General features: G+C 56.3%; 20 protein-coding genes and 2 pseudogenes. 4 read left to right on the top strand and 18 right to left on the bottom strand.

All coding sequences use genetic code 11. From position 1 onward, the window contains the following. Positions 1-10 precede the first annotated feature (10 nt). The 10 genes from tssH to tssA form a co-directional block, all read right to left on the bottom strand. Complete coding sequence (gene tssH / locus NL116_RS01655) at positions 11-2,659, bottom strand: type VI secretion system ATPase TssH (RefSeq protein ID WP_494375746.1); 2,649 nt, start codon at positions 2,657-2,659, stop codon at positions 11-13. A gap of 13 nt (positions 2,660-2,672) precedes the next feature. Further along, a complete protein-coding gene (gene tssG, locus NL116_RS01650) occupies positions 2,673-3,680 on the bottom strand; it encodes a type VI secretion system baseplate subunit TssG (RefSeq protein ID WP_027926318.1) in 1,008 nt (335 codons plus the stop codon). Then, entirely contained in the window at positions 3,644-5,431 is a 1,788-nt protein-coding gene (gene tssF / locus NL116_RS01645) for a type VI secretion system baseplate subunit TssF (protein WP_494375745.1), read from the bottom strand. The genes tssG and tssF overlap by 37 nt, the downstream gene beginning before the upstream one ends. A gap of 110 nt (positions 5,432-5,541) precedes the next feature. Continuing rightward, entirely contained in the window at positions 5,542-5,847 is a 306-nt protein-coding gene (locus NL116_RS01640) for a hypothetical protein (protein ID WP_494375744.1), read from the bottom strand. Further along, the gene (locus tag NL116_RS01635) at positions 5,847-6,599 is read right to left on the bottom strand and encodes a hypothetical protein (RefSeq protein WP_494375743.1); all 753 of its coding nucleotides are present in this window, start codon (positions 6,597-6,599) and stop codon (positions 5,847-5,849) included. Before NL116_RS01635 ends, NL116_RS01640 begins: the two co-directional genes overlap by 1 nt. Positions 6,600-6,604: 5 nt before the next feature. After that, the gene (locus NL116_RS01630; protein WP_494375742.1) at positions 6,605-7,111 is read right to left on the bottom strand and encodes a PAAR domain-containing protein; all 507 of its coding nucleotides are present in this window, start codon (positions 7,109-7,111) and stop codon (positions 6,605-6,607) included. A 10-nt stretch (positions 7,112-7,121) separates the two neighbouring features. Then, on the bottom strand, positions 7,122-7,529 hold the full coding sequence (gene tssE / locus NL116_RS01625) for a type VI secretion system baseplate subunit TssE (protein ID WP_008150080.1): 408 nt from the start codon (positions 7,527-7,529) through the stop codon (positions 7,122-7,124). Positions 7,530-7,542: 13 nt separating this feature from the next. Further along, positions 7,543-9,018: a type VI secretion system contractile sheath large subunit gene (tssC, locus tag NL116_RS01620; protein WP_494375741.1), complete on the bottom strand. Its 1,476-nt coding sequence runs from the start codon at positions 9,016-9,018 to the stop codon at positions 7,543-7,545. Positions 9,019-9,044: 26 nt separating this feature from the next. After that, a complete protein-coding gene (gene tssB / locus NL116_RS01615; RefSeq protein WP_401354998.1) occupies positions 9,045-9,560 on the bottom strand; it encodes a type VI secretion system contractile sheath small subunit in 516 nt (171 codons plus the stop codon). Between the two features lie 32 nt (positions 9,561-9,592). Then, positions 9,593-11,149: a type VI secretion system protein TssA gene (tssA, locus tag NL116_RS01610; protein WP_494375602.1), complete on the bottom strand. Its 1,557-nt coding sequence runs from the start codon at positions 11,147-11,149 to the stop codon at positions 9,593-9,595. Between the two features lie 695 nt (positions 11,150-11,844). Here tssA and NL116_RS01605 point away from each other — a divergent pair. Continuing rightward, on the top strand, positions 11,845-12,531 hold the full coding sequence (locus NL116_RS01605) for an IS630 family transposase (RefSeq protein ID WP_494375740.1): 687 nt from the start codon (positions 11,845-11,847) through the stop codon (positions 12,529-12,531). Between the two features lie 117 nt (positions 12,532-12,648). Here NL116_RS01605 and tssI read toward each other — a convergent pair whose 3' ends face one another. From tssI to NL116_RS01580, 5 genes and pseudogenes are all read right to left on the bottom strand, one after another. Beyond that, complete coding sequence (gene tssI, locus NL116_RS01600) at positions 12,649-18,429, bottom strand: type VI secretion system tip protein TssI/VgrG (protein WP_494375739.1); 5,781 nt, start codon at positions 18,427-18,429, stop codon at positions 12,649-12,651. Between the two features lie 358 nt (positions 18,430-18,787). Beyond that, positions 18,788-19,300 (bottom strand): Hcp family type VI secretion system effector, encoded by a 513-nt coding sequence (locus NL116_RS01595; RefSeq protein ID WP_494375738.1) that lies wholly within the window; start codon positions 19,298-19,300, stop codon positions 18,788-18,790. Between the two features lie 504 nt (positions 19,301-19,804). After that, positions 19,805-19,998: pseudogene (locus NL116_RS01590) on the bottom strand (serine/threonine protein kinase); the annotation flags it as partial. 879 nt (positions 19,999-20,877) lie between these two features. Next, complete coding sequence (locus tag NL116_RS01585; RefSeq protein WP_494375737.1) at positions 20,878-21,576, bottom strand: ZirU family protein; 699 nt, start codon at positions 21,574-21,576, stop codon at positions 20,878-20,880. A 333-nt stretch (positions 21,577-21,909) separates the two neighbouring features. Next, a pseudogene (locus NL116_RS01580) lies at positions 21,910-22,764 on the bottom strand (IS5 family transposase). Between the two features lie 259 nt (positions 22,765-23,023). On the opposite strand from NL116_RS01580, the gene NL116_RS01575 reads away from it, so the two are divergent. Then, the gene (locus NL116_RS01575) at positions 23,024-23,278 is read left to right on the top strand and encodes a helix-turn-helix domain-containing protein (protein ID WP_494375736.1); all 255 of its coding nucleotides are present in this window, start codon (positions 23,024-23,026) and stop codon (positions 23,276-23,278) included. A gap of 227 nt (positions 23,279-23,505) precedes the next feature. On the opposite strand, the gene NL116_RS01570 is transcribed toward NL116_RS01575, so the two are convergent. Genes NL116_RS01570 through NL116_RS01560 form a run of 3 tightly spaced genes read right to left on the bottom strand, consistent with a single transcriptional unit; the run spans position 23,506 to position 24,752 of the window. Then, positions 23,506-23,820, bottom strand: a complete 315-nt coding sequence (locus NL116_RS01570) for a hypothetical protein (RefSeq protein ID WP_494375735.1) — start codon at positions 23,818-23,820, stop codon at positions 23,506-23,508. A 37-nt stretch (positions 23,821-23,857) separates the two neighbouring features. After that, on the bottom strand, positions 23,858-24,367 hold the full coding sequence (locus NL116_RS01565; RefSeq protein ID WP_494375734.1) for a hypothetical protein: 510 nt from the start codon (positions 24,365-24,367) through the stop codon (positions 23,858-23,860). Then, positions 24,357-24,752 (bottom strand): addiction module antidote protein, encoded by a 396-nt coding sequence (locus NL116_RS01560; RefSeq protein ID WP_494375733.1) that lies wholly within the window; start codon positions 24,750-24,752, stop codon positions 24,357-24,359. Before NL116_RS01560 ends, NL116_RS01565 begins: the two co-directional genes overlap by 11 nt. A 717-nt stretch (positions 24,753-25,469) precedes the next feature. On the opposite strand from NL116_RS01560, the gene fapA reads away from it, so the two are divergent. Together fapA and fapB are read left to right on the top strand one after the other, a co-directional pair. After that, the gene (gene fapA / locus NL116_RS01555; protein ID WP_494375732.1) at positions 25,470-25,904 is read left to right on the top strand and encodes a functional amyloid chaperone FapA; all 435 of its coding nucleotides are present in this window, start codon (positions 25,470-25,472) and stop codon (positions 25,902-25,904) included. Between the two features lies 1 nt (position 25,905). Beyond that, positions 25,906-26,484: a fibril amyloid subunit FapB gene (gene fapB / locus NL116_RS01550; RefSeq protein ID WP_494375731.1), complete on the top strand. Its 579-nt coding sequence runs from the start codon at positions 25,906-25,908 to the stop codon at positions 26,482-26,484. Positions 26,485-26,525: the final 41 nt, after the last annotated feature.

Here is a 26,525-nt window from a genome sequence, read left to right as displayed (position 1 = left end):
CACACCCACCTCAGGCGAACTCGCAGGTCACGCTGGCGTCACCGTCGAGCGTGGCATGCACACGCTTGAGGCTTTCACCGGTGGCCATCGCATCGAGCAAGCGGTCGGCTACCAGCGGCAGCACGTGCAGGTCGAGCAAATGGTCGATCAGGCGCGCGCCGCTGTCGCTTTGGGTGCAGCGTTCGGCCAGGTGATCGACGAGGTTCTGGCAGTAAGTGAAATCCAGCTGACGACGGTTCAGGCGCTCGCCCAAACGGCCGAGTTTGATTTCGATCAGCTCGCGCAGCACCGGGCCACCGACCGGGTAGTAAGGCACCACGCGCATCCGCGCCAATAGCGCTGGCTTGAAGTGTTTGCTGAGGACCGGGCGGATGGTCTCTTCAAGCACTTCGGCGGTCGGCCGCGCACCGTTTTCACAGAGTTCGCTGATGCGGTCACTGCCCAGGTTCGAGGTCATCAGGATCAACGTATTGCGGAAATCGATTTCGCGCCCTTCGCCGTCGTTGGCCACGCCTTTGTCGAAGATTTGGTAGAACAGGTTGAGCACGTCCGGGTCGGCTTTTTCGACTTCATCGAGCAGCACAACGGAGTACGGCTTCTGGCGCACGGCTTCGGTGAGCATGCCGCCCTCGCCATAACCGACGTAGCCCGGTGGCGCACCGATCAGGCGCGACACGGTGTGTTTCTCCTGGAACTCGGACATGTTGATGGTGGTGATGAAACGATCACCGCCGTAGAGCAAATCCGCCAGGGCCAGCGCGGTTTCGGTCTTGCCGACGCCGCTCGGGCCGACCAACAGGAACACGCCCACTGGCGCATCTGGTTTGTTGAGGCCGGCAGCGGTGGCGCGCATCGAGCGGTCCAGTGCGTGAACGGCTTGTTCCTGACCACGGATGCGCGTGCGCAGGTCGGTGGCGAAGCTGGCGACCTTGGCGTTGTGCTCGCGGGCCAGTTGCGCCAAGGGCACGCCGGTCCAGGCGCTGATGACTTCGGCCACCAGACGCGGGCAGACTTCGAAGCTCACCAGACGCTCTTTGACCTGGGCCTCGGTCAGGGCTTTGTGAGTGTCGTTCAGCGCGGCTTCCAGCGATGCGACGCTTAGCGCTTCGTCGACCGGCAGGGTTTCGATCACAGTGCCTTCAGCATCTTCTTCAACCGTGACGGTCGGTTCGACGGCAGCGGCTTCACGCGCCTTGGCCAGTTGTTGACGCAGGTCCAACAGGCGTTCAGCGAGTTCTTTCTGTTCGGTCCACAGGATTTCCAGCGCGGCTCTTTCGTCTTCGGCTTCGTCCAGCCGCGCTTCCAGTGCTTCTAGCGCCTCGTGATCGATCAGCAAACCGGCTTCAGCGTCGCGGCGCAGCGCCTGACGCTGACGGCCACCTTCGGCCAGTTCCCCGCGCAGGCGCTCCAGGCTTTCCGGGGCAGCGGCGAGGCTGATGCGTACGCGGGCGCAGGCCGTGTCGAGCACGTCGACAGCCTTGTCCGGTAGCTGACGACCAGCAAGGTAACGCGCGGACAACTCAGCCGCCGCCACCACGGCGTCATCGCGCAGGTAGATGCCGTGGCTCTTCTCGTACACCTGAGCCAGACCACGGAGGATGGTCACCGCTTCGCTCACGGTCGGTTCGTGCAGTTGCACCGGTTGGAAACGACGGGCCAGCGCCGGGTCTTTCTCGAAGTATTTTTTGTACTCCGCCCAAGTGGTCGCTGCGATAGTGCGCAACTCACCACGGGCCAGCGCCGGTTTCAGCAGGTTGGCGGCGTCGGAACCACCGGCATTGCCGCCCGCGCCGATCAGCGTGTGGGCTTCATCGATGAACAGGATGATCGGTTTCGGCGAGGCTTTGACTTCGTCGATCACACCTTTGAGGCGACGTTCGAATTCACCTTTGACGCTGGCGCCGGCCTGCAGGAGGCCCATGTCCAGCGACAGCAATTCGACGCCTTTCAGGACTTGCGGCACTTCACCGGCAGCAATGCGCGAGGCCAGGCCTTCGACGATCGCGGTTTTACCCACACCGGCTTCACCGACCACGATCGGGTTGTTCTTGCGGCGACGGGCGAGGATGTCGACCATCTGCCGGATCGCGCCATCGCGGCACAGCACCGGGTCGAGTTTGCCGTCGCGGGCCTGTTGGGTCAGGTTGTGCGTGAAACGCTGCAGCAGCGATTCGCCCGGCACGGCGGGTTTGCCGGTGGCCGGTTGTTCTTTCTGCGACAGGGCGAATTCTTTCAGGCGATCAATGTTCAACTTCGCCAGCAATGCCTGGTAGCGGCTGCCGGCATAGCGCATCGGGTTGCGCAGCAAGGCGAGGATAAGCGCGGCCTGTTCGACCTGGGTCTGGCCCAGTTCGAGGTTGGCCACCAGCAAGGCATCCTGCAGCCATTGCACCAGCTCCGGGGCAAACACCGGATTGCGCGAAGCGCTGTGCTCGACCCGCGACTGCAGGGCGGCGCTCAGTTCACCGGCATCCACTTCGGCGTCTTGCAGCGCGCGTGCGAGCAGGCCTTGCGGACGCTCCAGCAAGCCCAGCAGCAAATCTTCGACGAGGATCTTGCTGCCGCCACGGGCGACACAGCGTTCGGCAGAACTTTCCAGGTCACGACGGGTTTCGGCGTCCAGCGCCTGGATAAGTTGTTGCAGGTCTACGTTGATCATGGGTCATCTGTCCTTAATGAATTTTGCTGCCCAGGGTGACCACGCCGTCCGCTTTTTCGCGGCCCAGCCAACTGGTCCAACCCAAGCGACAGGCGTTCTGCTCGCCGATGCGCAGTTCCGGGATTTCTTCGTGGCGCAACACCAGGCGAATGTCGTAATCGAGCGGGTCTCGCAGGGTGAAGCGCACCAGCGCGCACAGCGGCTGGTAACCGAAACCGATGGGCAGGAATTCGTGAAAGCGTTGCCAGTCGAGTTCGCGGATGTGGATGCGGAATTTGCCGCTGCGGTCGCGCACGTGTTCACCGAGCACCAGGTCTTCGCCGAGCAGGCTGTTGGCGCGGCCCAAACGATTGCGCTGCTCGTCGAGAATTTCCACGCGACGCTCGATGCACTGCTCGATGGTGAGCTCGGCGTGCTTGAAGTAGTAACGCAGTACCGCTTCGATCAGCGCCGCCGAGTGCGCCCGCAAGCTGAGCAAGCCGAGGTACGGCAGCAGGCGCTTCCAGTTCAGTTCCCCGGCCTTGCGAATCTCTTCGCCACCGAGGCCAATCAATGCAAACAGCTGCGAAGAGAACGGGTCGAGCGCTCCGCTCTCGAAGCTCGCGCGGTAGCGGTATTTGCGCCAGATCGGCAGCATCAACCGTTGCAGGCGATGGTGGAACAGGTCGAGGAAGTTGCGGGTCGGGTTGCCGTCTTCGCTGTCGCCCAGGGCCTGTTCGCCGTAGAACGCCGGCAGCGGCGAACCGGAACCGACCAGGCCGATCAGGTTGAAACGCAGACGCGCGCGCATCTGCCCGTGCTCGTGGAAAAACTCCACGCGATCGACATCGCTGCCAGGGAAACCCAGGCTCGGGTTGGCCTGGAATTCCAGCTGGTCGTACAGATCGTCCTGACTCAGGTGCGGGTGGGCCTCGCGCAGCCGGTCAACCACCAGCAGCACGGCCTGAAACAGCGAGTACTCGCGTATTCCTCGGGTCAGACCGCTTAAAGCAGCGGCTGAAGGCCCATACGTGGTGTCCATTGGTACACCTCTCCCTGTGTGCTTTTTACCCGCAGCTCGTGGTACGAATTGAGACTGGCGTAAAGCGCGAAAAACTCGTTAAGAACCGAAGCGAACACGAACAGGTCGCCTTCGCCGATGTAGCCTTCCGGGTCGATGGTCAGCTCGGTGCGCAACCCGCGCACCGGCAAGCCGCGATGCAGGCGGTCGACGTGTTGGTGTTTGATCGATTTGAGCCCGCCGAGCAGACGTTTGCTGACCTTCTCCGCGTGCTGGTCGTAGTAGCGCGGCAGGTCGTAGGTTTCGAGAATCACCTTCAACGCATTGACGTCGGCCAACGACAGGTAGTTAAGCGACATGTTGCTGATCAGCTTCCACAGGAAGTCACGGTTCAGCGGCGGCGCATAACTCGGGGTCGCCGGGGTGATGTTGCGGAAACTGAGGAACTCCGGCGTCTCTTCACAGGCCTGGCTGATGTCGCCGAGCTTGAGTTTTTTCGGCAGGTTCTGGTTGGTGCATGTCAGCTCGATCGACAGGGTTTCGTGGGCTTCGGTGTGGCGGATGCCGAAGCTCAGGTAAGTGTCGAGGCCATCGTGCAACAGCGATGAACGCTGGCGAATGCTGTAGTGCGGACGGCTGGTGGGCACGTCGAAACTCGGGTCGTGCTCGAAGGATTCGAACGGCACGTACTCCTGATAACCGAGACCGCCGGGCTTCCAGCCGGTGACGCTTTCCACCGAAAACACGCCGCAGTTTTCCAGGTCGTACTCGGCGGGTAGCAACAGGTATTCGTCCTGCTTGCCGTCGAGGCGAATCGGCAACGCATCGTGCTTGAACAAGTTGACGATGGGCGTGCAGTACAGCTTCACGTTGTCCAGGGTCGGACGCATGCGCAGGATGCCGCTCTTGCGAATATCGAAGCGCAACTCCAGGCCACGCATCTGCTTCAGCGTGTCTTCCGGCAGCGCCTTGAGAATGTCCAGACCGTTGACGTCGACGAACAGGAACTTGTCCTGGAAGGCGAAGTATTCCTGCAAGTAGCGGTAGCCACGGAAGGTGTTCAGCGGATAGGGGATCAACGCTTCTTCTTCGGCAAAACCTACCGGTTGCACACGGTCGCCGGGCATCTTGAATGCCATCGGTGTGCCGTTGACCCCATTGATGGGCTTGCCCGCGCTGTCCAGCGGGATCAACTCGATGCCTTCAAGATTGCGCAACAGACTGAGGTACAGCATCTGACTGATGTAACGCTCGCCGGCGAAGTGCAGACGCAAGCGGCTCAATTCCAGCTCACCCAGATGACCATCGGCGCTCATCTCCAGGCGCAGGCTCAACAGCGAACCGTCACCCTTCACCGAGTACGTCAGCGCGGCCAGATCCAGCGCCTGGACTTCGGTCGGGTAGCACGTGCGGAAACGGCAACGCACGTCTTCAATCGGAACGCTTTCAATCGGCGTATCGCGATCGACCTTCAGCGCCGGGCCGGAACGCTTGAGCGGGTCGAACTGCAAAATGCTGAACGCCGGCAGCGGCCGCATGTAGTTGGGCCACAGCAGCTGCATCAGCGAATGGCTGAGCTCAGGGAGTTCATCGTCGAGCTTCTGGCGCAGGCGCCCGGTCAGGAACGCAAAACCTTCCAGCAACCGCTCCACGTCCGGATCCCGCCCGGCCTGGCCGAGGAAAGGCGCCAACGCTGGACTACGTTCGGCGAAACGGCGGCCTAACTGGCGCAGTGCGGTGAGTTCGCTTTGGTAGTAGTGGTTAAAGGACACGGGTTACCTGCCTGGTAGTGGATCTCATGAAAAACTGTCCTGTAGGGCGCGACTGTCAGACAGGAAATGTCGTAGAACTCTTAGAACGCGCCGTTTTCGTAAAAACATAATTACGACATCGGCCCACTTGAAAAAAATTTCGGCAGTAAAAAAAGCACCAACAAACTTACCAACCATAGCCCCAGCAAATAATAGTTATTAGACATTTTGCAATCGGCCCATCCTTTAACCACCCCATAACCAATAGCGAATTGCAATAGTAAGAACGAAACAACGCCCATAGGAATGGAAAACCAATAACTGTAAGGTTCAGAAAAACCAAAACGGATAACCACATAAGCTTCAAGCAATGCAAAGGGTAAAACTAGAAAAAGCGCTAAAACGATCATTGCCCTGACTTTTTTCGCACTGTTCATCAACGCAATCCATCGGCATAAAGTGACTTGGCTAATTCGAGTCGACGTTGATCACCTGAAGCCCCGTCGATACCATAGTAAAAATGCCCAACACCTTCTTCACGCTGACCGGACTCGTTCATCTGCATAAAAAGCAAAGGGGCGTGTGCAGCCAGATCGGCAAACGACATTCCCGCATGGATTGGATCACCCTGGGTTTCCAGGTCAAGGACGACGACGTTTTTTATAGAAGCATGCTGTTTTACTTCGGCTAGCATTTCTTCTGAAATTGGCGAGCCTATTAAAACCAAATAGTTAATCACTTGCCCCTTGTCTGCATAATAAAGAGCTGACTGTGCAGCTACCAAAGAGCCAAATGAGTAACCTATTAGATTGAACTGCCCGCCAACTGGAATATTGCGACTGACGCCTAACGCCTTCAAACTCCAATCTGCTTCGATGCTGTACGGCCCTGTACCAGATATGCCGTTTATTTTCTTAAGTCGATAGCGATGCTTGTTAACTCCGGCAATGGCATCAATATTTTGCCCTTCGGTAATTCGCCCCACCGCCGCGCCACTGATGCCAACCATACGTAGTGACTTAACCTGATCATCAATATATACGCCGGTCATCCCGGCACCGCCGAGATAAACAGTCAGACCTTCTTCCACCACAATATTTTTCGGTGCCCTGTCCGCGGTAGCAGTGCTGCTGGTCGAGGCAACCTTTTTAAATATGCCGGTTGGTGTTTCCAATACGTCAGTCGTCATTTGCATCAATCCTCTGACGCAACGTAAATGTTGATTTTTTCCGCACTAATGTGCCGCGCCACTCGATGAGTCAAACCTGCATCACTAGTAACACCTTCCTCTTGAAGGCCATTTTCTCGGATCAAGAGATATCGACGGTTTGCTATAGGCGCTCCGCTTTTGTCAGTCAGTACAAACTGCTCATCAAACCCAGGAAGAATCAAAGGCAACGGCGCCACAAACGGCACCGGCGTATGCGAATTCCCGATAATCACCGTCCCGGAACCCGCCGTAACCTTGTTGCCATGAGTCCCGACGGAATCCACCGTGGCGGCCGGTTTTCCGTTAATCAAAACCGTCGTCGCCAACCCGCCCGACATCGCACCACCACACGCCGAGGCATCGCCTTGGCGGGCGGCCGCGAGGCCGTCGAAGAAGACGTCGCCGGAACCGGCGACGATCGGGTTGGTGCCGTGGCCGGGGAGCGGGCAAGCGGTGGGGTCGGATACACGTGCTGCGGGTTTGCCGGACATACGAATCTCCTTAGTTGACCTTCACTTGACCGCTGCCATCCAGGCGCGCGGCGAAACTGACCTGACGCTTGAAACCATCCACTTCCAGCAGGCCTTCGATGCTGAAGGACAGGCGAAGCTGATCGTGGTCACGCGGCAGGGAGATGACACGCACATTGCTCAGGCGTGGCTCGTAGGCTTCGATGAAATTTTCGATGGCCAGACGGGCCTGACTCAGGGAGTCGTGCAGGCTCAGACGCATGTCATTGAGATCGGGTAGCCCGTAATCGGACAGCGTTTGCACGCTGCCCGCACGGGTGCTGAGCATCTTGGCCAGATGGGCAGCCACGGACGCCATGGCGGAAACCTCGCGGCTCCAGCCGACGCGTTTGTCCGCGTCGCCACCCAGGCGTTCGAAAAGGCTGCCGTATCCAGTCATGAGTTAGCTCCGCTTACTCTTTGTCCAGCTTGCCAACCAGCGACAGGGTGAAATCTGCACCCATGTACTTGAAGTGCGGGCGCACGTTCAGGCTGACGCGGTACCAGCCAGGCTCGCCTTCGACATCGCTGACGATGATCTGGGCGGCACGCAGCGGACGACGGCCACGGACTTCGGCGCTCGGGTTTTCCTGGTCGGCCACGTACTGGCGGATCCACTTGTTGAGTTCCAGCTCGAGGTCGGTACGTTCTTTCCACGAACCGAGTTGCTCGCGCTGCAGCACTTTCAAGTAGTGAGCCAGGCGGTTGACGATCATCATGTACGGCAGTTGGGTGCCGAGCTTGTAGTTCAGCTCTGCGGCCTTGCCTTCTGCGCTGATGCCGAATAACTTCGGCTTCTGCACCGAGCTCGCGGAGAAGAACGCCGCGTTGTCGGAGCCTTTGCGCATGGTCAGGGAGATGAAGCCTTCCTCGGCCAGTTCGTATTCACGACGGTCGCTAACCAATACCTCGGTAGGAATCTTGGTTTCGATTTCGCCCATGCTTTCGAAGTGGTGCAACGGCAGGTCTTCGACCGCGCCACCGCTCTGCGGGCCGATGATGTTCGGGCACCAGCGGAACTTGGCGAAGCTGTCGGTCAGCTTGGTGCCGAACGCGTAGGCCGTGTTGCCCCACAGGTAGTGTTCGTGGCTGTTGGCGACGGTCTCTTTGTACACGAACGATTTGACCGGGTTGTCTTCCGGGTCGTACGGGTTACGCAGCAGGAAACGCGGCACGGTCAGGCCAACGTAACGGGAGTCTTCCGACTGGCGGAAGCTCTGCCATTTGGCGAATTGCGGGCCTTCGAAGTGATCTTTCAGGTCCTTCAGGTCCGGCAGGCCGGTGAAGCTTTCCAGGCCGAAGAATTTCGGGCCGGCAGCCGCAATGAACGGTGCGTGCGACATGCAGGCTACGCTGGACACGTACTGCATCAGTTTCACGTCCGGCGAGCTTGGGGACATGAAGTAGTTGGCGATGATCGCGCCCACAGGCTGACCACCGAACTGACCGTATTCAGCGGTGTAGATGTGCTTGTACAGACCCGATTGCATCACTTCCGGCGAATCTTCGAAGTCGTCCAGCAGGTCGTCCTTGGAGACGTTGAGGATTTCGATCTTGATGTTTTCGCGGAAGTTGGTGCGGTCGACCAGTAACTGCAGGCCACGCCACGACGATTCCAGCGACTGGAAGTCCGGGTGGTGGAGGATTTCGTCCATCTGGCGGCTGAGCTTGGCATCGATCTCGGCGATCATGCGGTCAACCATGGCTTTCTTGACCGGCTCGCCGTTGTTCTGCGGCTTGAGCAGCTCTTCGATGAAGGCCGACACACCGCGCTTGGCGATGTCGTAGGCTTCGTCGTCCGGGGTCAGGCGGGTTTCGGCGATGATGCTGTCGAGAATGCTGTATTCGCCGTTCTCGTTGCTCTTTTGCTGTGCTGCGCTAGTGCTCATTGTTGGCTTCCTTGACTGATGGGGGCTCAGACGTTCTGGGGGGCGTCCTGGGCGGCGGCGTTCAAGCCCAGCTCACCCAATACGCGACCGCGGGATTCGTCGTCGGCGAGCACGCCTTCGATGGCTTTGCGGAACGCAGGTGCGTTACCCAGCGGGCCTTTGAGGGCGACCAGCGCGTCGCGCAGTTCCATCAGTTTCTTCAGCTCAGGCACTTGCTCGACCAGGCTGGCCGGGTTGAAGTCCTTCATCGAATTGACGCGCAGTTTCACGGCCAGTTCTTCAGTGTCGCTTTCTTCCTGAAGACGGTTCGGTACGCTCAGTGTCAGGCTCAGCTCTTGCTTGGCCAGCACTTCGTCGAAGGTCATCTTGTCGATGCTGATCGGCTTGCGATCTTCGACTTTGCGTTCGTCCTTGCGGTGGGTGTAGTCACCGATTGCCAGTAGTTTCAACGGCAGTTCGATCTCTTCCTGGGCACCACCGGTGGCAGGTTTGAACGTGACGTTGATGCGTTCCTTGGGGGCTACCGAGCCTTCTTTGGCCATGGCTTTTCTCCTTGCGGTTGTGGCCCGGGGGCCTATTCGAGTACCACTTCGAGATCGAGGTGGCACAGCCTGCGATAAATCTCTTCCTTGCGTTCACGTACGGCATGGTTCTGCGGCAACAACTCGCAGCAGCTATGCAGTAAATGCAGCACTTCCAGCGCAAGATCGGGCTCCCAGGCGTTCAGGCCTGAGTCCTGTAATGTCTGGTCGAGGGTCTCTAACTGGGTCTTGGCCAGTTCGTATTTCTTGGCCATGAAGCACAGCCGCGCGAGGGCGAACTGCCAGAAGAATCGAACGCGTCCGCCCTGGGCGCTTTGCAGCCCCTGTTTGAGGATTTGCACGGCAGCCTTGAGGCCGTCCTTGCGCAAAATCGGCAGAACTTCTTCGAGAGCCAGCTCCCACGCGGGCTGCGTGTCAGCGACTTCAACCTTGCGCGGCGCGCTGGCGGTTTGCAGGTGCGGCATGACGTGGGCGCTGATCCAGGCGCGGGTGGCGGGATCGGCGAATGGCGCGCCATCGTGGTAACGCAATTCGATGATGCCGGGCAGGCGCTGAATCAACAGCGCGAAGTGGATTTCCACTTCGCGCATGGCCATCTCGGCGTTCAAGGACTGAAGGCATTCCCAGACCATACGCTGACCGTCGAACCAGAACGGCGTCTTTGCCAGACTCGCCTCCAGTTCCACCAGCAGGTCGGCGTATTTGGCTTGGTCGAATCGGTCCTGATAGGCCTTGAGCTTGTCCGCCGGCAAGCCGCGCAGCACGGTGATTTGCTCGGCGTTGCGCTCGGGGACCGCGTCGATGGGCAGCCACAGCAACGTGCGATTGAGGCGCAAGGCGCGCAGGTCAGTGGCTTTCTGCTTCAGCCACCAGGCACACAACGGCCGCGCGCTTTCTTGCTGGGCGCGCAGGGCCTTGTGGGCTTCTTTTTCGTTATCGATCGGTGCGCCGGGGGTGAACAACTGCGTGGCGGCTTGTTTGACCTGGGCGACGGCGGCACCGACCACGCCGGGTTCCGGCTGGTTGTCGGCAGCGCGCTGCACCATGTTTTTCAGGCGGCGGGAGATCGGCAGCAGCAGCGGTGCGTCGTCGCCCAAATGTTCGGTGCAAGCGGCATCGAGGCCTTCAAGGTGTTCGACCAGCCGCCGGAACATCGGCAACTGTTCTTTGATCGCGATGTTTTCTGTCAGCACCTGCTCGAGACGCGGCACCAGCCAACTGATCGCAGCAGCGCGAGTACGGGGCTTGTTCGGGTGGACGTCGGCCCAGTGATGTTCTGATAAATGGTGCAGCAAACCGAGACCGGCCAGCAGCCCTTGGAACGATTCACGCTGGTACAACGCCCAGGTCAGCCAGGCGCCAACGCGCAAATCCTTGGATTGGGTACGCAGCAGGTTTTCGCTGTTTTCACGGATTTTCAACCAGTCGATCTGGCCGCTTTCGTGCATGGACGAGGCTTTCGCCAGCTCGCTTTCCAGCGCTTCAAATTCGCCCGAAAAGCGAACGTCCTCGCCCGCGAAATTCTCTTTGGAGACAGAGACTTTTGCGAGTTCGAGATAATGCGCGGAAAGTTTGCTGGAGTATGACATCCAAGACCTGGAAGGTGAATTGGCAAGCGAAAGCCGGAAGCCCGCAAGTATCCATGCCCGCACCTCAATAAATTAGCCAAAGATAATCAAAAATAGTTATGTCAGCGGCAGTCAACGCGCGGTGATTGATCAAGCCCCAATAAAAAAAGGACACCGTTCTCCCTTACGAAAAGGGACAGGCAAGCGGTGATGTTTATGATGAGTAACAGCAATAAAAATGTGGATATTTTTGGCTAGGAACTGCGACGGCGCTGGAACCCAGCGCAAACGCTGGGCGTGGTCCGTGAGGGACATGGGCCAAGGCAAAAAATTTCGGTAGTCGCTCGACCCAATGGCATCGATACCTACCCGCTGTTCCTGTTGTGCAGCCATATCAGAACAGCAACTTGTCGGCGGTCAGCGCGGACGAAACCAAGGTACCGGCCTCGGAACCAAGCGATGCGCAAAAGCAGATCCGGGAGTTGCAAAGGTCGCGAGGCAAAAAAAGTGTAAGCGTAAATCCTCAAAGAGGCGGTGAATATCGTCCGGGCAGGAAAATTGATTGCACACTCAGCTTAGTTGCCGGGGAACGGTCCGTTTCATCGGGCTCAACCGCTCAGTTCTTGGGGGCAGGCGTATTTCAGCTGCATTGGAAGTATTTTTCAGCCCTTCCCCAAGGCGATTGAGCGAAGCTTTTATCGGCCAGACAGCCCAGGATGTGGCGCTTTTCCAACGACGTCAAACCGTACCTGACACGCACCTTCAAACTGTCCAACGATCCAAACTTCGATAAGAAATTTGGGGACGTCATTGGGCTGCATCTGGATTTGCCGGATAAGGCATTGGTACTCTACTGCAATGAAAAAGCCAGGTTCAGGCCCTCGATCGCATCCAGCCCGGACTGCCTTTGGTCATCGGGTTATCCGCACGCATTGCACGATTATGTCCGCCATGGCACCGCCACGTTGTTCACTGCGCAGGATTATCTTCAGGGACGCTTGATCAGTTCCAGCGAGCTCCAACACCGGTATCAGGAATCGCTGGAGTTTCTTAAGAAGATCAATCGAGAAACGTCCAAGCATCTCCAGTTGCATTTGATTGTCGACAACTATGCCACGCAAAAGCATCCAAAAATGAAGGGGTGGCTTGAGATGCACAAACGCTTCCACATGCATTCCACCCCGACCTTCAGCTCGGGGATGAACATGGTTGAGCGCTTCTTTCGCGATATCACGGTGTACCTGCGTGACGGCAGTTTTGGCTCGGCTCGCGAACTGCAAAGCTCAATCACCACGTCCTGGCACTGCGAAATGCGCAGCCGACTCGCTACGCCTAGACGCCAAGGGGGAAGATTTTTGAACAGGATACAGCGAGCCCATGCGGCAATGGCCTCACAGGCATGAGGAGCTTTATTTGTGAGACAGCACATTAGAGGTACGGATAGTTTGTTACAGCCGCACCCTTCATAGATTATATTTATTCTGTTTCAACTTTAACATCATAGGATCCCCTCAAAGGCTTTACTTCTCCATCGTCCATTTCTTTTCCTTGCTCAAGTCAAGTGTCGGTTCGAAGTTGGGGTTAATAATAGCTTCGCCAAAGTCTCCGCGAATACTAATAATCTCTAGGGCATAATAAATGTCTTTACTCTGCACACCTCCGGCCATCGCAATTTCATGGTCCGTAAAGAACTGCCTACTCTTATCAATGTAGATACGTTTATATTTACTCACATCCATGCCTTTCCTTAAGCTTGGTAGATATCCGTTAATCGACCTTATTGCGTAGACGTACGTTCGCTGCCGAGTCGTAGGATGGTTCGCCCTCATCCAAGCATAACCCGCCGCAACCCCCTGTAATTTGCTCGTGCCTACAAAACCAGAATCGCCCAGTGGGTGGTGCTGAACATGGTCAAGTAAATCCATGTTGTGCCCAACCGGCTCAAACCCTTTCTCAAAAATATCATCAGGCGGTCGGCTATCCGCGCGATAGACCTGGATAGGTGGAAGGTTCGCGTATTTTTTTTCATTCGCAGTGTCAACAATAATACCACCATAAACAACGCCCTCTGGCAGCCCGAGATGCTTAATATGTTTGGCCTTCAGTTTTTTCACATTTTCTGGACAAGAAGGCGTCAACCCCAAAGGATCGACCCAGCCCGTCGGGTTCGGCACGTATTGGTAGGCGTTCAACCCACCAGCCAGCTTGATCGGATCGGGCGTCAGGAAGCGACCCGTAGTGGGGTTGTAGTAACGATGGCGGTTGTAGTGCAAACCGGTTTCAGTGTCGTAGTACTGGCCTTGGAAACGCAGCGGGTTATCCAGCTGTGCGACGTCCAGCGTAATGACATGGCCATAGGCACGGTACTGGGCAGACCAGACGATTTGGCCTGCGCTGTCGGTGATTTCTTGTGGTGTACCGAGGTGGTCCAGTTGGAAATAGTACGGCCGCGTATCGCGGCCTTCTCCCTGCAACAGGACCAACGGCCTGAAGCTGTCGGGCTCATAGAGGTAGCTGCGGTAATGTTGGCTGCTGGGCTGTTCTGACCGACTCTGGCGCTCGGCGATGAGTTTTTCGCCGAACCAAATGAACTCGGTCAGTTGACCATCGTGTTCTTTGGCGAAGCGCCGGCCGAAGGCGTCATAGCGGTACGTGACGTCACTGCCGTCGGCCAGGGTAATACCCGAGAGACGGTGCAGGCAGTCGTAGCGGTAGTGGCGCAGCAGGGGCTGGCCATTATCGCGCCGCTCATGACTGAGGTTGCCGTAGGCGTCGTACTCATAATGACAGTCGCCTTGGCGCAGCAGGCGATTGCCCTGAACGTCCGCAAAGCGGCTACAGCCCAAGCCACTCTCGCTTTGCCCGAGCACATTGCCCGCCGGATCGTGCGTCAACCATTCCGGAGCGCTGCCACGGACCTCGATCAGTCGGTCGAGCGGATCGTAGCGGTAACTTTTCTGCCCTTTACGGCTGTCATTGATGAGTTCCAAATTGCCGTTTTGGCTGTACTTGTAGTGACGCTGGGCAAGCGACTGACCATTGACGCGCAGCTCCGCCCCCTGGCGCGCTTTGATGTGGCTGAGCACCTGCGCCTGAAGGCGTCCTTGCTCATCGTATTGATATTGGCTGACCAGTTGACCTTGTTCGCGCGAGTGTTCGCGGCCCGCGGTGAAATGGTGGCCGGTCAGGCCTTCACCGTTGAGCTTGATGGTGCTGAGTTCCCCTCCGCGGTGGTAGTGATAATCGAGCTGATTGCCGTCCGGCAGGATCAAGCCTTTGAGTTGGCCAAGGGCGTTGTACTGGTAATGCAGGGTGGCCCAGCCTTGATGTTCGGTGACAAGTCGATCCTGCAGGTCGTATTCATAGACCAGAGGCCAATGACCATCGTTGACGCCGGTCAAGCGGCCGTGCAGGTCGTAGCTGTATTCAACTTTACTGCCATCGGGCAAGGTCTTTTCGAGTAAGCGGCCCGCGGCATCACGCTTATAAAGCGTGAGCAGTTCGTCGCTGTCGGTATTGCCCGGGTATTCAATTTTCTCGATCAAATGACCGTTCAGGTCGTATTGATAGGCGGTCTTGCCCCCATCAAAGCCGATCTCCTGGCTGATCAAGTCATTGCTGTGGTAGCTGAGCTGGTAGCATTCACCGCGCTCGTTTTCGATCTCGGTCAGCTGTAAGCGCTCGTTGTCATACCGGTATTGCAGCTCACTGCCGTCGGGGCTGATGCGCCGACTGATCAAGTGCAGATGGGGCAGGTATTCGTAGCGAGTGATACGACCCATCTCGTCACGTTCGCCCGTGACGTTGCCATACGCGTTGTAGCTGTAGGCGCGAGTTGCACCATTCGGCAAGGTCACCTGAGTCAGATGGCCCAATGCATCCCACTGGTAGTGAGTGACGGCCCCACTTTCGTCTTGCAGGGTGATGTTTCGCCCCAGTTCATCGTAGTGATAACGGCGGATGCCGCCGTTAGGCAAGGTTTCTTCAGCCAGTTGGCCCAGAGTGTTCCATACCAGAAGATGACTGCCGCCATCGGGGTGGTAGATGGCTTTGAGTCGTCCTTGCTCGGTGTAGCAGTATCGGGTGACATTGGCGTGCGGGTCGGTTTGCGCCGTGACATCACCTTGGTTATTACGCTGGTAGTGCCAAAGGGCCCCGCCCCGATAGACATGCGAAACAAAGCCGTTTTCGTATTGATAATAAGTCGGCTCATCATCGCCTGGAAGTACCGCGACCAAGCGTCCGTCGTCGCTATACTGAAACTCGGTCATGGCCCCGAGCGGATCTTTCTCGGCGATCAAGCGACCTTTTTCATCGTAGCTTTTCTGGTGTATGGCGCCAGCAGGGTCAGTCTGACTGATCAGTCGGGCATTTTCGTCATGGACGTAAATCTGCTCACTGCCATCGCGATTGATAACCTTGACGGTCCCGTTGTCATCCCACTCATAGTGAACATCCATCTGACCGAAGTTGGCCCAGTGATGGAGGCAGCGAGACTGCTTGCCCTCACGCTCCCACTCCCAATAGAAGATCGCCCCACCCGCCAGGCGGCGTTCACGTATGACATGTTGTGTGTCGTAATCATAATGCTCGGTCTCGCCCAGGGCGTTGCTCACGCTGACCAGTTGTCCGGCGTCGTTGTAGCAGTAGGTGGCGACTGTTTGCAGCGTGACCCATGGCACTTGGGGACGGTCGTTATCATCGTGACGACTGCGTGCCTGTTGATACTCCACCGCGACCAGATGGTGATTTGTATAGTGGAAAAACAGCGAACGTCCGACGTTGTTGTCGATACGTTCCAGATCGCCCGTCACCGAGTAGGTGATGCTCAAACGATTGCGGTAAGCATCCGTGATGGCAACCAGGCGCTCGTGTCTGAAATGATAGAAGCAGGTGGCGTTTCGGGACGGCAGCAGAACCAGATCGTCGGCCTCCCCGAGAAAGATCGCGGATTCGGCCAAGCTGTTATGGATGACGGGGAGTTGAGCCGTTGGCCGCGGAAAACGGGTGATGCGGTTTTCGCTGTCCGTCCAAATGAGTTCCTCACCCTCACTTTGCAAGCGATGAGAGAGCGCATGACTCCAACCAAAGCCTAAACCGCTATCCACTTCCACGGCACTGGTTCGGTATAAACGTGTCCACTCAAAGGGCAACACGCCATCCAAATGGCCATCGGTGAGGGTGAGCAGTTCCTCGCCGGTGACCATCGACACCGGGCAGCCGTTGGTGCAAGTATCGGCTGCCGCACGTGCAGGTTGGTCGTTGTAGGTGAGGGATTGTTGGGCAGCGTCATCAATGAGCGCACCCACGTTGACATGTTCCAGGATGCTGGCCAGGATCGGCGGCAACACGCTGCCCGCTTTGTCGGTAGCCGCCTGTTTGAGTGCATCGGGCAGCAACATCTCAGCCGTAGCGCCACTGCCGGCCTCGCCATCGGAGTTGATCTTGACCTGCGGGCCGCTCATGACTACGCCGCTGGCGTCGATTTTGATGAAGCTGCCGCCAGCTTTAAGGGTCAGTTCGGCACCGGCTTCGAGCACGACCTTATTGCCGGCAAAATAGACAATTTCCTGACCGGCCTCGATGAATAATCCGGTGCCGATTTTGATGTGCTGGTTCACCCCTACGTTCAGGTAATCGTCGGCACGTGCTTCAGTTTTACGGTCGCCATAGACCGTGTGGTGTTCTTCTGCTTTGAGTTCGGTGTAGCTGTTATTTTCCACCATGTCGTGCCGTTCGTTGCCAACGCGGATGCGCTGGTCGTGTTCGACGTTTTCTTCCCAGTCACGCTGGGCGTGCAGGAAGATTTGTTCCTGGCCCTTTTTGTCTTCGATGCGCAGTTCGTTGAAACCGCCGCCACCCGGGGAGCTCTGGGTCTTGAAGGTGCTGCGGGTCTTGTTCGCTGGCAGTTCATAGGGGACGACGTTTTCCTTGTGGTACAGACAGCCGCTGATCAGCGGTTGATCGGGGTCGCCTTCGAGGAAGGTGACGAGTACTTCCATGCCAATGCGCGGGATGGCGATGCCGCCGCAGTGGGCGCCGGCCCAAGCGGACGAGACGCGCAGCCAGCAGCTGGTTTTGTCGTCGCCCTGGCCTTCCCGGTCCCAGTGGAATTGCACTTTGACTCGGCCATATTGGTCGCAGTGGATTTCTTCACCCTTGGGCCCGGTGACCACGGCGCTTTGGCTGCCGAGGATGCGCGGTTTCTTTTGCGTCAGCGCGGGGCGGTTTGGCACGTCCCACGGCGTGGCTTGGAAGCGGTTGCGATAACCCTGGTTGAAATCGTCCTTGAGGTTGGTGGTGCTGCTGGTCACCGACTCTTCCAGCACTTGCGGTTGCTTGCCTTCGTGAAAGACTTCAGTCAGCAGCCAGAGGTCGTTCCATTTGGCTTTCGGGTGCTGGGTCAGCGCCAGGAAGTGGCCGCTGACCAGTATCGGCTGATCGCTTTTGCCTTCGGCGAGCTGGTAGTCGCTGCGGTGACGTTCCAGAGTGCGCGTGGCCAAGTGCTTGCCGCGTTCGCGGTCGAGGAAGCGCCCAGGGTAGTCGTAGTCTTCGAGGTCAGGCAGGGCGTCACCACGGTTTTCACTTTCGAGGCTGATGCGTGGTTTTTCGAAATCGTAATCGCGGCGGGTGGTGCGGCTGGTGCGGGTTTCCAGGCGCAGGTCGAAGCGCTTGATCACCGAGTCGCTGGCGACCATGCCGGAGTCTTGCTGATAGGCCACCGGCGCGAGTTTCGGGAACACCGTCTGGTCATCGCCGAACACCAGCTTGTGGGCCGTGGCGCTGTGCTGAAAGTGGTAATGGATACCTTCTTCCTCGCACAGGCGCTGGATAAACTGCAGGTCCGATTCATCGTACTGAACGCAGTAAATGCGCTCCGGATAAACCGTCCCGACGTTGAATGCGTAGGCGTTACTTTGGATGCCGTGCTCTTCAAGGACCCTGCCGATGATTTTCGGTACGCTGAGGTTCTGGAAGATACGCTGGTTGATGCGATGCGCGAGGTACGACAGTTGCGGGCGCAGGGTCACCGCGTAGCGGGTCAGGCGTTTGCCGGAATCTCCCTGGGAGGCACGGTAGATCTGGCCGTGAATGCCACTGCCGTCCGGTGAGAGCTGCAAGAAGGTCGGTTTGTGCAGCAGGGTTTCGAGGTCCAGGGACGGCTGCTCACTGACCAGCTCCACCTCAAACGCGAACGGTTGGCTGATGGCTTCGCGGCCGGTGAGAGCTGCGACTTGAAAATCATTTTTCAAGCCTTCCACGGTCAGGCTGAAGTGAGTTTGATTAGCCGGCGCGAACATCTTTTGTTCCTTGTAGTGCGGCGGCATCCATCGGTACCCGAATGGGCGCTCAACGAACGCAAGGATTTTTATGACGAATCAGCATCTGCCCCTTGAGCGGGCCTATCTGTTGATTAGTTTGGCTGGGGGCATGCGTGCGATCTGACTCGCCAGTATTGATCTGCACAAAAGCAGCAGCGGACGGAAGATCACCGCCCCAGGGAGTTCGCGGAAAATTGTGGCGATACTGTCTGCTTGCAGTGCCACATACCCGTTGCCCTAGGAGCAGCAGCGCCGGAGAAAATTTCTTCAGTGCCTCAGGTAGCATCGGCCAAGTTCAACTTGCCCGATGCTATCTTTCAACGTAGCAGCCGTGCCTTTAGAGCGGGGTGCGCCAGTCGTCGGAACCCGATGTGCCGCAGACTTCGTGAGTCCAAGTTATCATGCGATAGGTAAACTCGACGTCCTCCAAGTGCGTGAAGTGCGAATTCGCTGGATCCTGGCAGTTGTACATGTAGTCGTTGACCGAGACGATGATCGCGTCTTGCAGTTCGGTCGTGTAGTAGTGTTCTTGAGTACCGGCAGCGGAAGTGCGGTACCACTGGATGGTGACCTTGCTCAGGAGCTCACCGGAGGTCAGCGCCGCCAGTATCAGCGGTGAAGCTTTGTCGAATACTTTAGTGACCTTCATTGGCCGATGGACACGTGCGCCCGTCGGTTGCCCGGACTGAGGATCGCGCGGAATGATCACTTCATGACTGAAGCCCTGAACCATGACTTGATCTTCATGACCTTCTTGATAGCTGTTGCCGATCGAATCAGCGGTGAAGGCACCGGCCGTGATCAGACCTTGTTTTTTACCGGTGATGGACATGTAGGCAGGTGTTGCCATGGGACTCTCCTTGTTAAGACATCCGGATTTAGAAAGCACAATCGCCTTCTGGATGATGGAAAAGGCTGCTGTAGTACGTCGTGACTCAGCACCTTCAATGATGGTGTTTCGTGCCAGAACCAAATGGCTCGCGTCAGACTGGCAAATCCTAGCGAGACGCCAAACATAAGACAGTCATTAATTATCAAAAATGCTCATGCACGTGGTCTCGCAACGACTGCTAGCCGATCGCAAGAGCTTTATGCAGCTGGGTATTTGCCTGCCCAGGGCGTGCGTAGCAGCCCGCTATCGAGCGATATGTAGACTCCATCCCTGTGGGCTAAATCAGGATGGGCGGTTACGGTCAAACGTTCCCGCAAAGACGGCTTGACGCCAATGGCGTCACGCAATTGGCCAGCGGTAATCGTGCGCGAGGCCGCATCGAAAACCAGCGCCACTCTCAGGGCTGGCCAGCAGTGTTGCGGCTCTTAACACGGTAGCCTTGGAGCCGCTCGCAGAGTTGATCAGCCCACGCATGAGTTCCATGGCGATGAAGGAGCGCTGGCAATCTGTGTCCACTTCAAAGGTGTGCAGACGCGGCACGTTGTCGTGCGCAGATGTCGAATCAGGGCGAATTCGTTGCAGAGCGAAGCGCTGTCGTCCGGCGATTCGGCAAATTCTTCACTGAGGATTTTCAGCGCCGATTGGCGATCACTGTCAGATTGTTCATGCTGTACTCCCTTGAATTACGGGGGGAGGTAGGTCGCGCCCTGTCATCAGCTTGGGGGACTCAGTTGCAAACTTTGGGGGCTGAGTTGACTGAGGACCGGGCACCAAAAGGCAGGTATTACCTGCATGCTGGCCGAGGCTTCCTATGGATCATAGTAGAGCAAGCTGTAGCAGTTGCCACTTTCGTGAAACCGAATGATTATTTAGGGCGTTATGCAAATGCGATGTGGAGGGGCATAGACCCGTTTGATTGGATGCCATTTGATTTAAATTTATGAAACGCGCATCTCTAATGATTAAGGTCAAACCCAATACTTGATCCGAGCGAATAAGCGGACGCGCTGTGACCTTTAAGACCTATCTGCGTCTGACATCAAGGCACAGAACTAAAGTCGCGCTACCTTGCAGACCTTGGGGAAATTCAAGCCGTTCAATCAGGTGGCCTTTATCAAACAGGCCAATATCGGCCATCAGTTGCAGGTCAACAATGGCGCGGACGCGTCCGGCAGCCCAGCCGTCCGCTCGCACACACGAAAAAAACAAAAAAATACGCCAAACAAACTATTGGAGGCACACCATGGCCTACCGCTGGGCACCCAGCGACGGCCACGACAAGCGGCAATGTTTCGGAGTTGAAAGCCGTGGGAGAAGAGCACCGGCCCCCAAGGCGAGGAGGGGGAAACGTGACGGCGCGTAATGCTTGACGGGGTGGGTTTCGTCAGCAAATGCGTGAACTGCTGTCGGTGGTTGCGGGAGCAGAATAAAAACGGTCGAAACGTGTGATCAAAATGACTGAGTAAAATATAAATATTACAGGGCGGCACTGTGAGGCGCCGCTGTAATTTACATTTAATTAATTTGAATGATGGCTACTTAAGAACCGTTGGCGTGAAAACGGTAATAGCCTTTTTCTGATCGTCCTTACTTGGGATATAGGTAGTACCTGTACCCGCCTCGATACCATCTACGCTCCAAGTAAAGGCCAGCGTAGGATCACAAGCGGCTGGGCAAATAGGTTGCGCTGTCAACTCTTCCCCTACCATTGGACGACCGGTTAATAGGCCACTTGTATTATGAATTTGAATGGCGGTCGGTTGATTGGAATTCCCAATGGTCATGCGCGCACTAGACGCTATACCCCCATAATACGGATCGGTAATCGCCGGATCCGTCTCGGGGGCATAGTTCGCCCATATATCACGGCCGGCGTCAGCAGCGGTAATCGTATATGTCGGGCCTTCGCCTACACGTATGTGGGTTCCTCCGGCATCCTCACTTGCCCATTCCATCCCCGATCCGTACTCGGCATCACCATCGGCATCGTAAAATGTGTAGTGCATAGAAAGCGTATCGCCTATAGCTCCACGTTCCCCGGGACGGGTATCGTTTTGTATAGTTACTGCACCAATTGTGGTCGGCGCTCGCCCCATTACCTGCTGGGTAGGCGCCGATTCCAAAGCCAACGCAATTCCCGTATAGGCACTCAGGCCGAAAAACGCAGAAAAACCAACGGCTAAAATCGTTCTCTTGCGCAACGTAAATTGATGTAGTTTGTTCTGCGTGTTCATTTACGATAACCGTTGATTGATCAGATGGAACATATTGAGCCTATTTTTGACCTTAATAGCTGTCAAAAACTGTAAAAAACTGTCAAAAATTTCAGCCTTATCGAAATAGCCGGGATCGTCCTATGGGGAGGCTCTCGCATTGCAATCAGGGGAGCCAAGACGAGACGACACCGATCACTGGAAAAAGGTCCGAGATAGGGCAGTGGTTAATACGTCTGATCGATCGGGTTAACAGCCAAACGACCTTTGTTTTTTGTGGATACCAGAGCTTCTAGTTAGGCTGGAGGCAACCATGGTAGAACCTTGAACATTCCGATTTAGAAGGTTTGGTTTCTAGGCAGTGTACGAAAAGTGATGTCGCAAACACCTGATGGTGCAAGCCAATGAGACCATCGCGCTAAAACTTTTCGGCGGTTTGTCGTAACGGGTACCGACTCGCCGGTTCTCTTTCAACCAACCTAACAGGCGTTCGATGATGTTGCGCTGTCGGTACTTTGGTTTGTCGAATAGCTTTGGCAACCCAGGCCTTGGCTTACGCTTCATGTGCGTAAAGGGATCACCGGTTGCATCCGGTAGCGGTCGCAATAGCGCCACAGGTGCTCGGCGTCGTAGCCCTTGTACGCCAACAACCACCGGCAACGCTTTCGAGGTCGACCAAGCTGACTACCGGGTATTTGAACCTGATCGAGCAGGGGTTGAGCGTATGCAATGTCACTGGCTTGCCCTCTCGATAAGGTAAAGCACAGAGGGATCCCGTCGGCGTCGCAGAGCATATGAATCTTGTTGGTGAATCCGCCACAACTGCGGCCCAGCGCATGGTCTAGCGGTTCTTCAGGCCCCCTTTTTTCCCGGCGCCAGAAGAGGCTCGGGTTGCTCGTACCGCGGTGGAGTCGATCATCCAGGTGTCTAGATCGATCAGCCCTTGTTCGGTGAGCCTGATATACAAGCGCTTGAGCATCAGGGCAAACGCGCCTCGATTTCGCCAGTCTCGAAAGCGCTGATAAACCGTCGACCAAGGGCCGAATCGTTCAGGCATATCGCGCCATGCGGCGCCCGAACACAACCCCCATAGGATGCCATAAGCATCAGTCGGTCGTCGTTTCGTGGGCGTCCAGTTTTCTGATTCTGGGTTATTAGATCCTCGATCCTTTCCCAGGATGAATCGCTGAGTTCGTATCGCCTTGCCATCAGGGGCTCCTGCCGTTGATGGTGGCGATTTTACCCATTTCGGTGTTTCAAGGTTTTTCGTACAGAACCAAGTGACTAAGGCCAGGGCCGATGCTCAAGCCTAGCGAATAAGCGGACGCGCCGACCTCAGGAGGTCACCATGCGCTATGCATAATCGACCCGAGTTTCGCAGAGCAATGGAGGGAAAAAAAGAAGCTGGCTTTTATCTGCAAAACTGTATCGCGAAAATGATCCCGGCCTTTGAGCCGGCGCTTTAGGTGTGGTCTCTCGCGCTGAACGATTACTCATAGTCCGCGATACCGGTATCCGGCGCACGACGCGGTACCATCTTCGCACTACTGATGCTGATCCGAGTTTCTCGACCATTCTCAAAGTTGCTAGAGCGCTCAGCATTAAATTGTTTTCGAGGCATCCCCGAATGGGGAGGCGGAAATCGATGAACGTTAGCAATCTGCAGAGCACGTCATCTCGAAGCCGCGCCAACCAATTTCGACAATTCACAGGGCGAGCCTGATTGCCAATGGCAACAAAGCGGAATCTCGACGTCTTCGAGGCTCGATACCTGCTTAACTCAATGACGCGAAAGACGCACTCAAAACCAGCGGCGAAACCGATTGCGCGCAATTCGAGTCCCTACCCCGCCATTAGTCGAGCCAGTACCCCGCGTTTTTTATGGGTGATGTTCGTGCATCCACATTCTGCGCATGGCCAAGTTGAGTTGCATTTTTAGGTGCCACGCAGTCATAAGGGCACTCCCCTCACGGGAAAGCTTGCTCGCCACTCGCTCCAGCCCTGCAGAACAAAATCCCGGATCAAGCATTTTTCTTCGAAGCATAACAACGTCGTATCGTTCAATGCGTCCATGTACTGGAACAGATCTTCTAAAGCACTCGCAAAAGGCTGGGGAGTTTTGGCCTGAGTGACCGCCTGTATGCGCTGCAGCAGTCCAATCTGGAGCGGAATGGCCAGGTAGACAACCGCCTCACACACTCCCTCCCAGGTCACGATATGTGTAACGGGAGGATCATCATAAATGGCCTTGGACGTGGTGATCATGGGTCTATCTCCAGGCTCTGCATGGGAGGCAGTTTTCTTAATTATCCATCCAATAATGTGCCTTCGCATGCCCTGCGCAGACCCTGATGGGTTCGCCCTCATTATCCAGTTCGCCATGGCACATGAACTCCTTACGGTCAACGAGCGCATACGCCGCGTCTTCCGTGGCAGACTCGCTCTGATTGGCAATGCTGCCAATACGATAGGCGCAGCCATCACAGGCTCCACTGGGGAGCAGATGACATTTCGCGTTGAGGATCGCGCCCATACACGCCCCCAGCATGGTGGGCAGGTTTATCTGCGCAGCGATGTAAGGATGAACGTCGGCGTTTTCGCTCACGAATACCTCGGCCGCTGTGCGGCAGTTTTGGACAACCGAGTTAGCCATGCCCAGAGATTGAACGAACAAATTCAACGTGGCGGCAACGCCGTGTTTGTCGAGATAATTCCCGACGGCCAGGCGTCGGCAGTCGGTCGACACCGAAGCCATGTGTTTGAGCGCGGCGGCGTCGACGACGTCAAGTTGGTAATACTGATTATTTGGCATACAAGATCCCTAGCGTATCGGAAACCTGAGTCGTAGACAGAGAGCAGCATTGGCACTGGACGCCCGGGGTGACCGGTTCCTTGACAGATGCCGTGTCCATGGCGACCGCCTCAAAGTGCAAGGTGAAGCCAAGGGCGCCGATCACTTTGAGTATGTCCGAAAAACTCGGATCAGCGTTGATGGAAAGAATTCTATAGAGACTTGTACGTCTGATACCCGTATCCCGTGAAAGCTGGGAGAATCCCTTGATGGTGGCAATATGACCGAGCATTCCGGCCAAAAGCCCGGGATCACTGGGTCGAAGACAATTATTAAGGTGGATGGCCAGCGCTTTATCCGTTATTTGCCGCTCCCTGGTCAGTTCTGAACTTTCTATTGTACTCATCGGTAATCCTCGGGATGCGCACTCTCATATTCGCCAGCCCGGGAAGCGTCCCGAGCAAGTGCGGCGAGGACGTGCATGCTTGAAATGTAGTACATCAATCACTTAATAAAAATATAAATAAAATTTTTAGCCAAGGGCAACGACCAGTACAAATTGTATGGACTTACCTGCCAAGCAAAAAGGGCCTATACCGACCCACTGATCTTCAGAAAAAATAGTTTTTCAGTGACCGACGACCATATGTTTTTTAATAAGCTGGCTACCGAACCCCATCGAAGGTTAACCCCATCATGCCGCCCTAAAGATACAACTTTCTACCCTGTAATAATTTATTACGCCGCACTTGTCCTATTATTGAGACAACATTAAGCTCTTTTTGACTATTTCTTTGTAGTATGTCCGTTCTAGTAACACCGCCCCGGCCGCAAACATGCTAATTCAACAGGTCTAACTAAATAGCTCTGCATTTGTAAAGCAACTGAAACGATTTTTCGCAGACTCTTGATTTGAAGAAAACAAATCGCCATTACGATTGTTTTCATCCTCGCGATTTTTCTCAGCCGCATTACAGGGCCCTGTTAGAGGTTCTGAAACAAAATTCTAAGTTCTTGAATTAACTTGAGAAACCAAACACGGCACAGCTTCTGCTCTCTGCTCCCCAACGCTGACCCAAGACGAGTTCACGTTAAAGGGAGTAACGAAGTGGAAAGTTTCAATATGCCATATTGGATCGGCCTGATGCTCTCGGGGGTTGTGGTCAATACGCTGATTAGCCCTCTTGCCTTTGCAGCGGGCGATGGCGTCATTGTGCTGCAGCGAACCGTGCAGCCCGTTCCCATCGGTCGATCCAATCCCCCAGCCCCCTACCCGACCACGGTCAACGCAAATCCTTCCGCACGCATCCACTCAACGATGGACAGCACCGAACTGAGCGACGGTGATTTTGCCAGTGTCTCCAGCGGGGCCGCTATTCGCAGCAATTTCAACCAGAACGGCAACCTGCCAGGCCTTAACATCGTCACCAACCCCAATGGCCTGCCGGGCATGACGGCAAGCCACGGCGGAGGCAGTGGCAGCGCAATTTCCGGCACCATCAACCGCGCCCTGAGTACCGGTCTCGCCCCGCTGGGCCGATTGGCCGGAGGTCAATGAGATGAAGCCCTTCGTTCTGGTTCTTACCTTACTCGCCTGCAGCCACGCCTTGGCCGATTCCAGCGTGGCAGTTATTAACAACGCCAACATCCAGGATGCCGGGGTCCATTACAAAGGCAACTTCAACGTCAACCAGGCCGCCGGCGATCAGCAGCAACAGACCAATGTCCGCGCCATCGCCATTGGCAGCAACGCCTCGACAACCACCAGCGTTCATCAAAAACTCGATACGCCCGCCAATCCGTCGATGAACGCGACGGCCACCATCGGCGGTACCTCTTTCAGTAATGGCAACGGTGTACTGGGCGTGAACCAGGGTGCCGGCGCCAACAACCAAATGGCCAATGCCCTGCGGATCAGCGTCAGTGCTGCACCGCAGAGCGTCGACGATAGCGCCCTGTCCCAACAGAACGTGGCGTTGTTACCAAACTCAGGAGCAACTGGGTCCCCAACCGGCAGTCGCCAGGTCGTTACCAGCGATCAGGCCTTCACCGGCAGCCGAGGGATTATCCAGGTGAACCAGAGTGCCGGGGTGGGGAACCGCATGGCTAACACCCTGAGCATCCGGGTCGCTGACTGACCCAACCGCAGTGCGATTAGAAAAGTCCCAACACTTAACTA

Source organism: Pseudomonas sp. FBCC-B1667 (assembly GCF_059133255.1).
The sequence above is the reverse complement of the archived record's forward strand: the minus strand, read 5'-3'. Positions and strand labels throughout refer to the sequence as shown.

Coding starts and splice junctions, on each gene's coding strand:
- tssB (WP_401354998.1), bottom strand. CDS start 9,560: ATGGCCAAAGAAGGCTCGGTAGCCCCCAAGGAACGCATCAACGTCACG.
- tssC (WP_494375741.1), bottom strand. CDS start 9,018: ATGAGCACTAGCGCAGCACAGCAAAAGAGCAACGAGAACGGCGAATAC.
- tssI (WP_494375739.1), bottom strand. CDS start 18,429: ATGTTCGCGCCGGCTAATCAAACTCACTTCAGCCTGACCGTGGAAGGC.
- NL116_RS01605 (WP_494375740.1), top strand. CDS start 11,845: ATGTGGCGCTTTTCCAACGACGTCAAACCGTACCTGACACGCACCTTC.
- tssG (WP_027926318.1), bottom strand. CDS start 3,680: ATGGACACCACGTATGGGCCTTCAGCCGCTGCTTTAAGCGGTCTGACC.
- NL116_RS01585 (WP_494375737.1), bottom strand. CDS start 21,576: ATGAACACGCAGAACAAACTACATCAATTTACGTTGCGCAAGAGAACG.
- NL116_RS01640 (WP_494375744.1), bottom strand. CDS start 5,847: ATGAACAGTGCGAAAAAAGTCAGGGCAATGATCGTTTTAGCGCTTTTT.
- fapB (WP_494375731.1), top strand. CDS start 25,906: ATGAAGCCCTTCGTTCTGGTTCTTACCTTACTCGCCTGCAGCCACGCC.
- tssE (WP_008150080.1), bottom strand. CDS start 7,529: ATGACTGGATACGGCAGCCTTTTCGAACGCCTGGGTGGCGACGCGGAC.
- NL116_RS01630 (WP_494375742.1), bottom strand. CDS start 7,111: ATGTCCGGCAAACCCGCAGCACGTGTATCCGACCCCACCGCTTGCCCG.
- NL116_RS01560 (WP_494375733.1), bottom strand. CDS start 24,752: ATGAGTACAATAGAAAGTTCAGAACTGACCAGGGAGCGGCAAATAACG.
- NL116_RS01595 (WP_494375738.1), bottom strand. CDS start 19,300: ATGGCAACACCTGCCTACATGTCCATCACCGGTAAAAAACAAGGTCTG.
- tssH (WP_494375746.1), bottom strand. CDS start 2,659: ATGATCAACGTAGACCTGCAACAACTTATCCAGGCGCTGGACGCCGAA.
- tssA (WP_494375602.1), bottom strand. CDS start 11,149: ATGTCATACTCCAGCAAACTTTCCGCGCATTATCTCGAACTCGCAAAA.
- NL116_RS01565 (WP_494375734.1), bottom strand. CDS start 24,367: ATGCCAAATAATCAGTATTACCAACTTGACGTCGTCGACGCCGCCGCG.
- NL116_RS01570 (WP_494375735.1), bottom strand. CDS start 23,820: ATGATCACCACGTCCAAGGCCATTTATGATGATCCTCCCGTTACACAT.
- NL116_RS01635 (WP_494375743.1), bottom strand. CDS start 6,599: ATGACGACTGACGTATTGGAAACACCAACCGGCATATTTAAAAAGGTT.
- fapA (WP_494375732.1), top strand. CDS start 25,470: ATGCCATATTGGATCGGCCTGATGCTCTCGGGGGTTGTGGTCAATACG.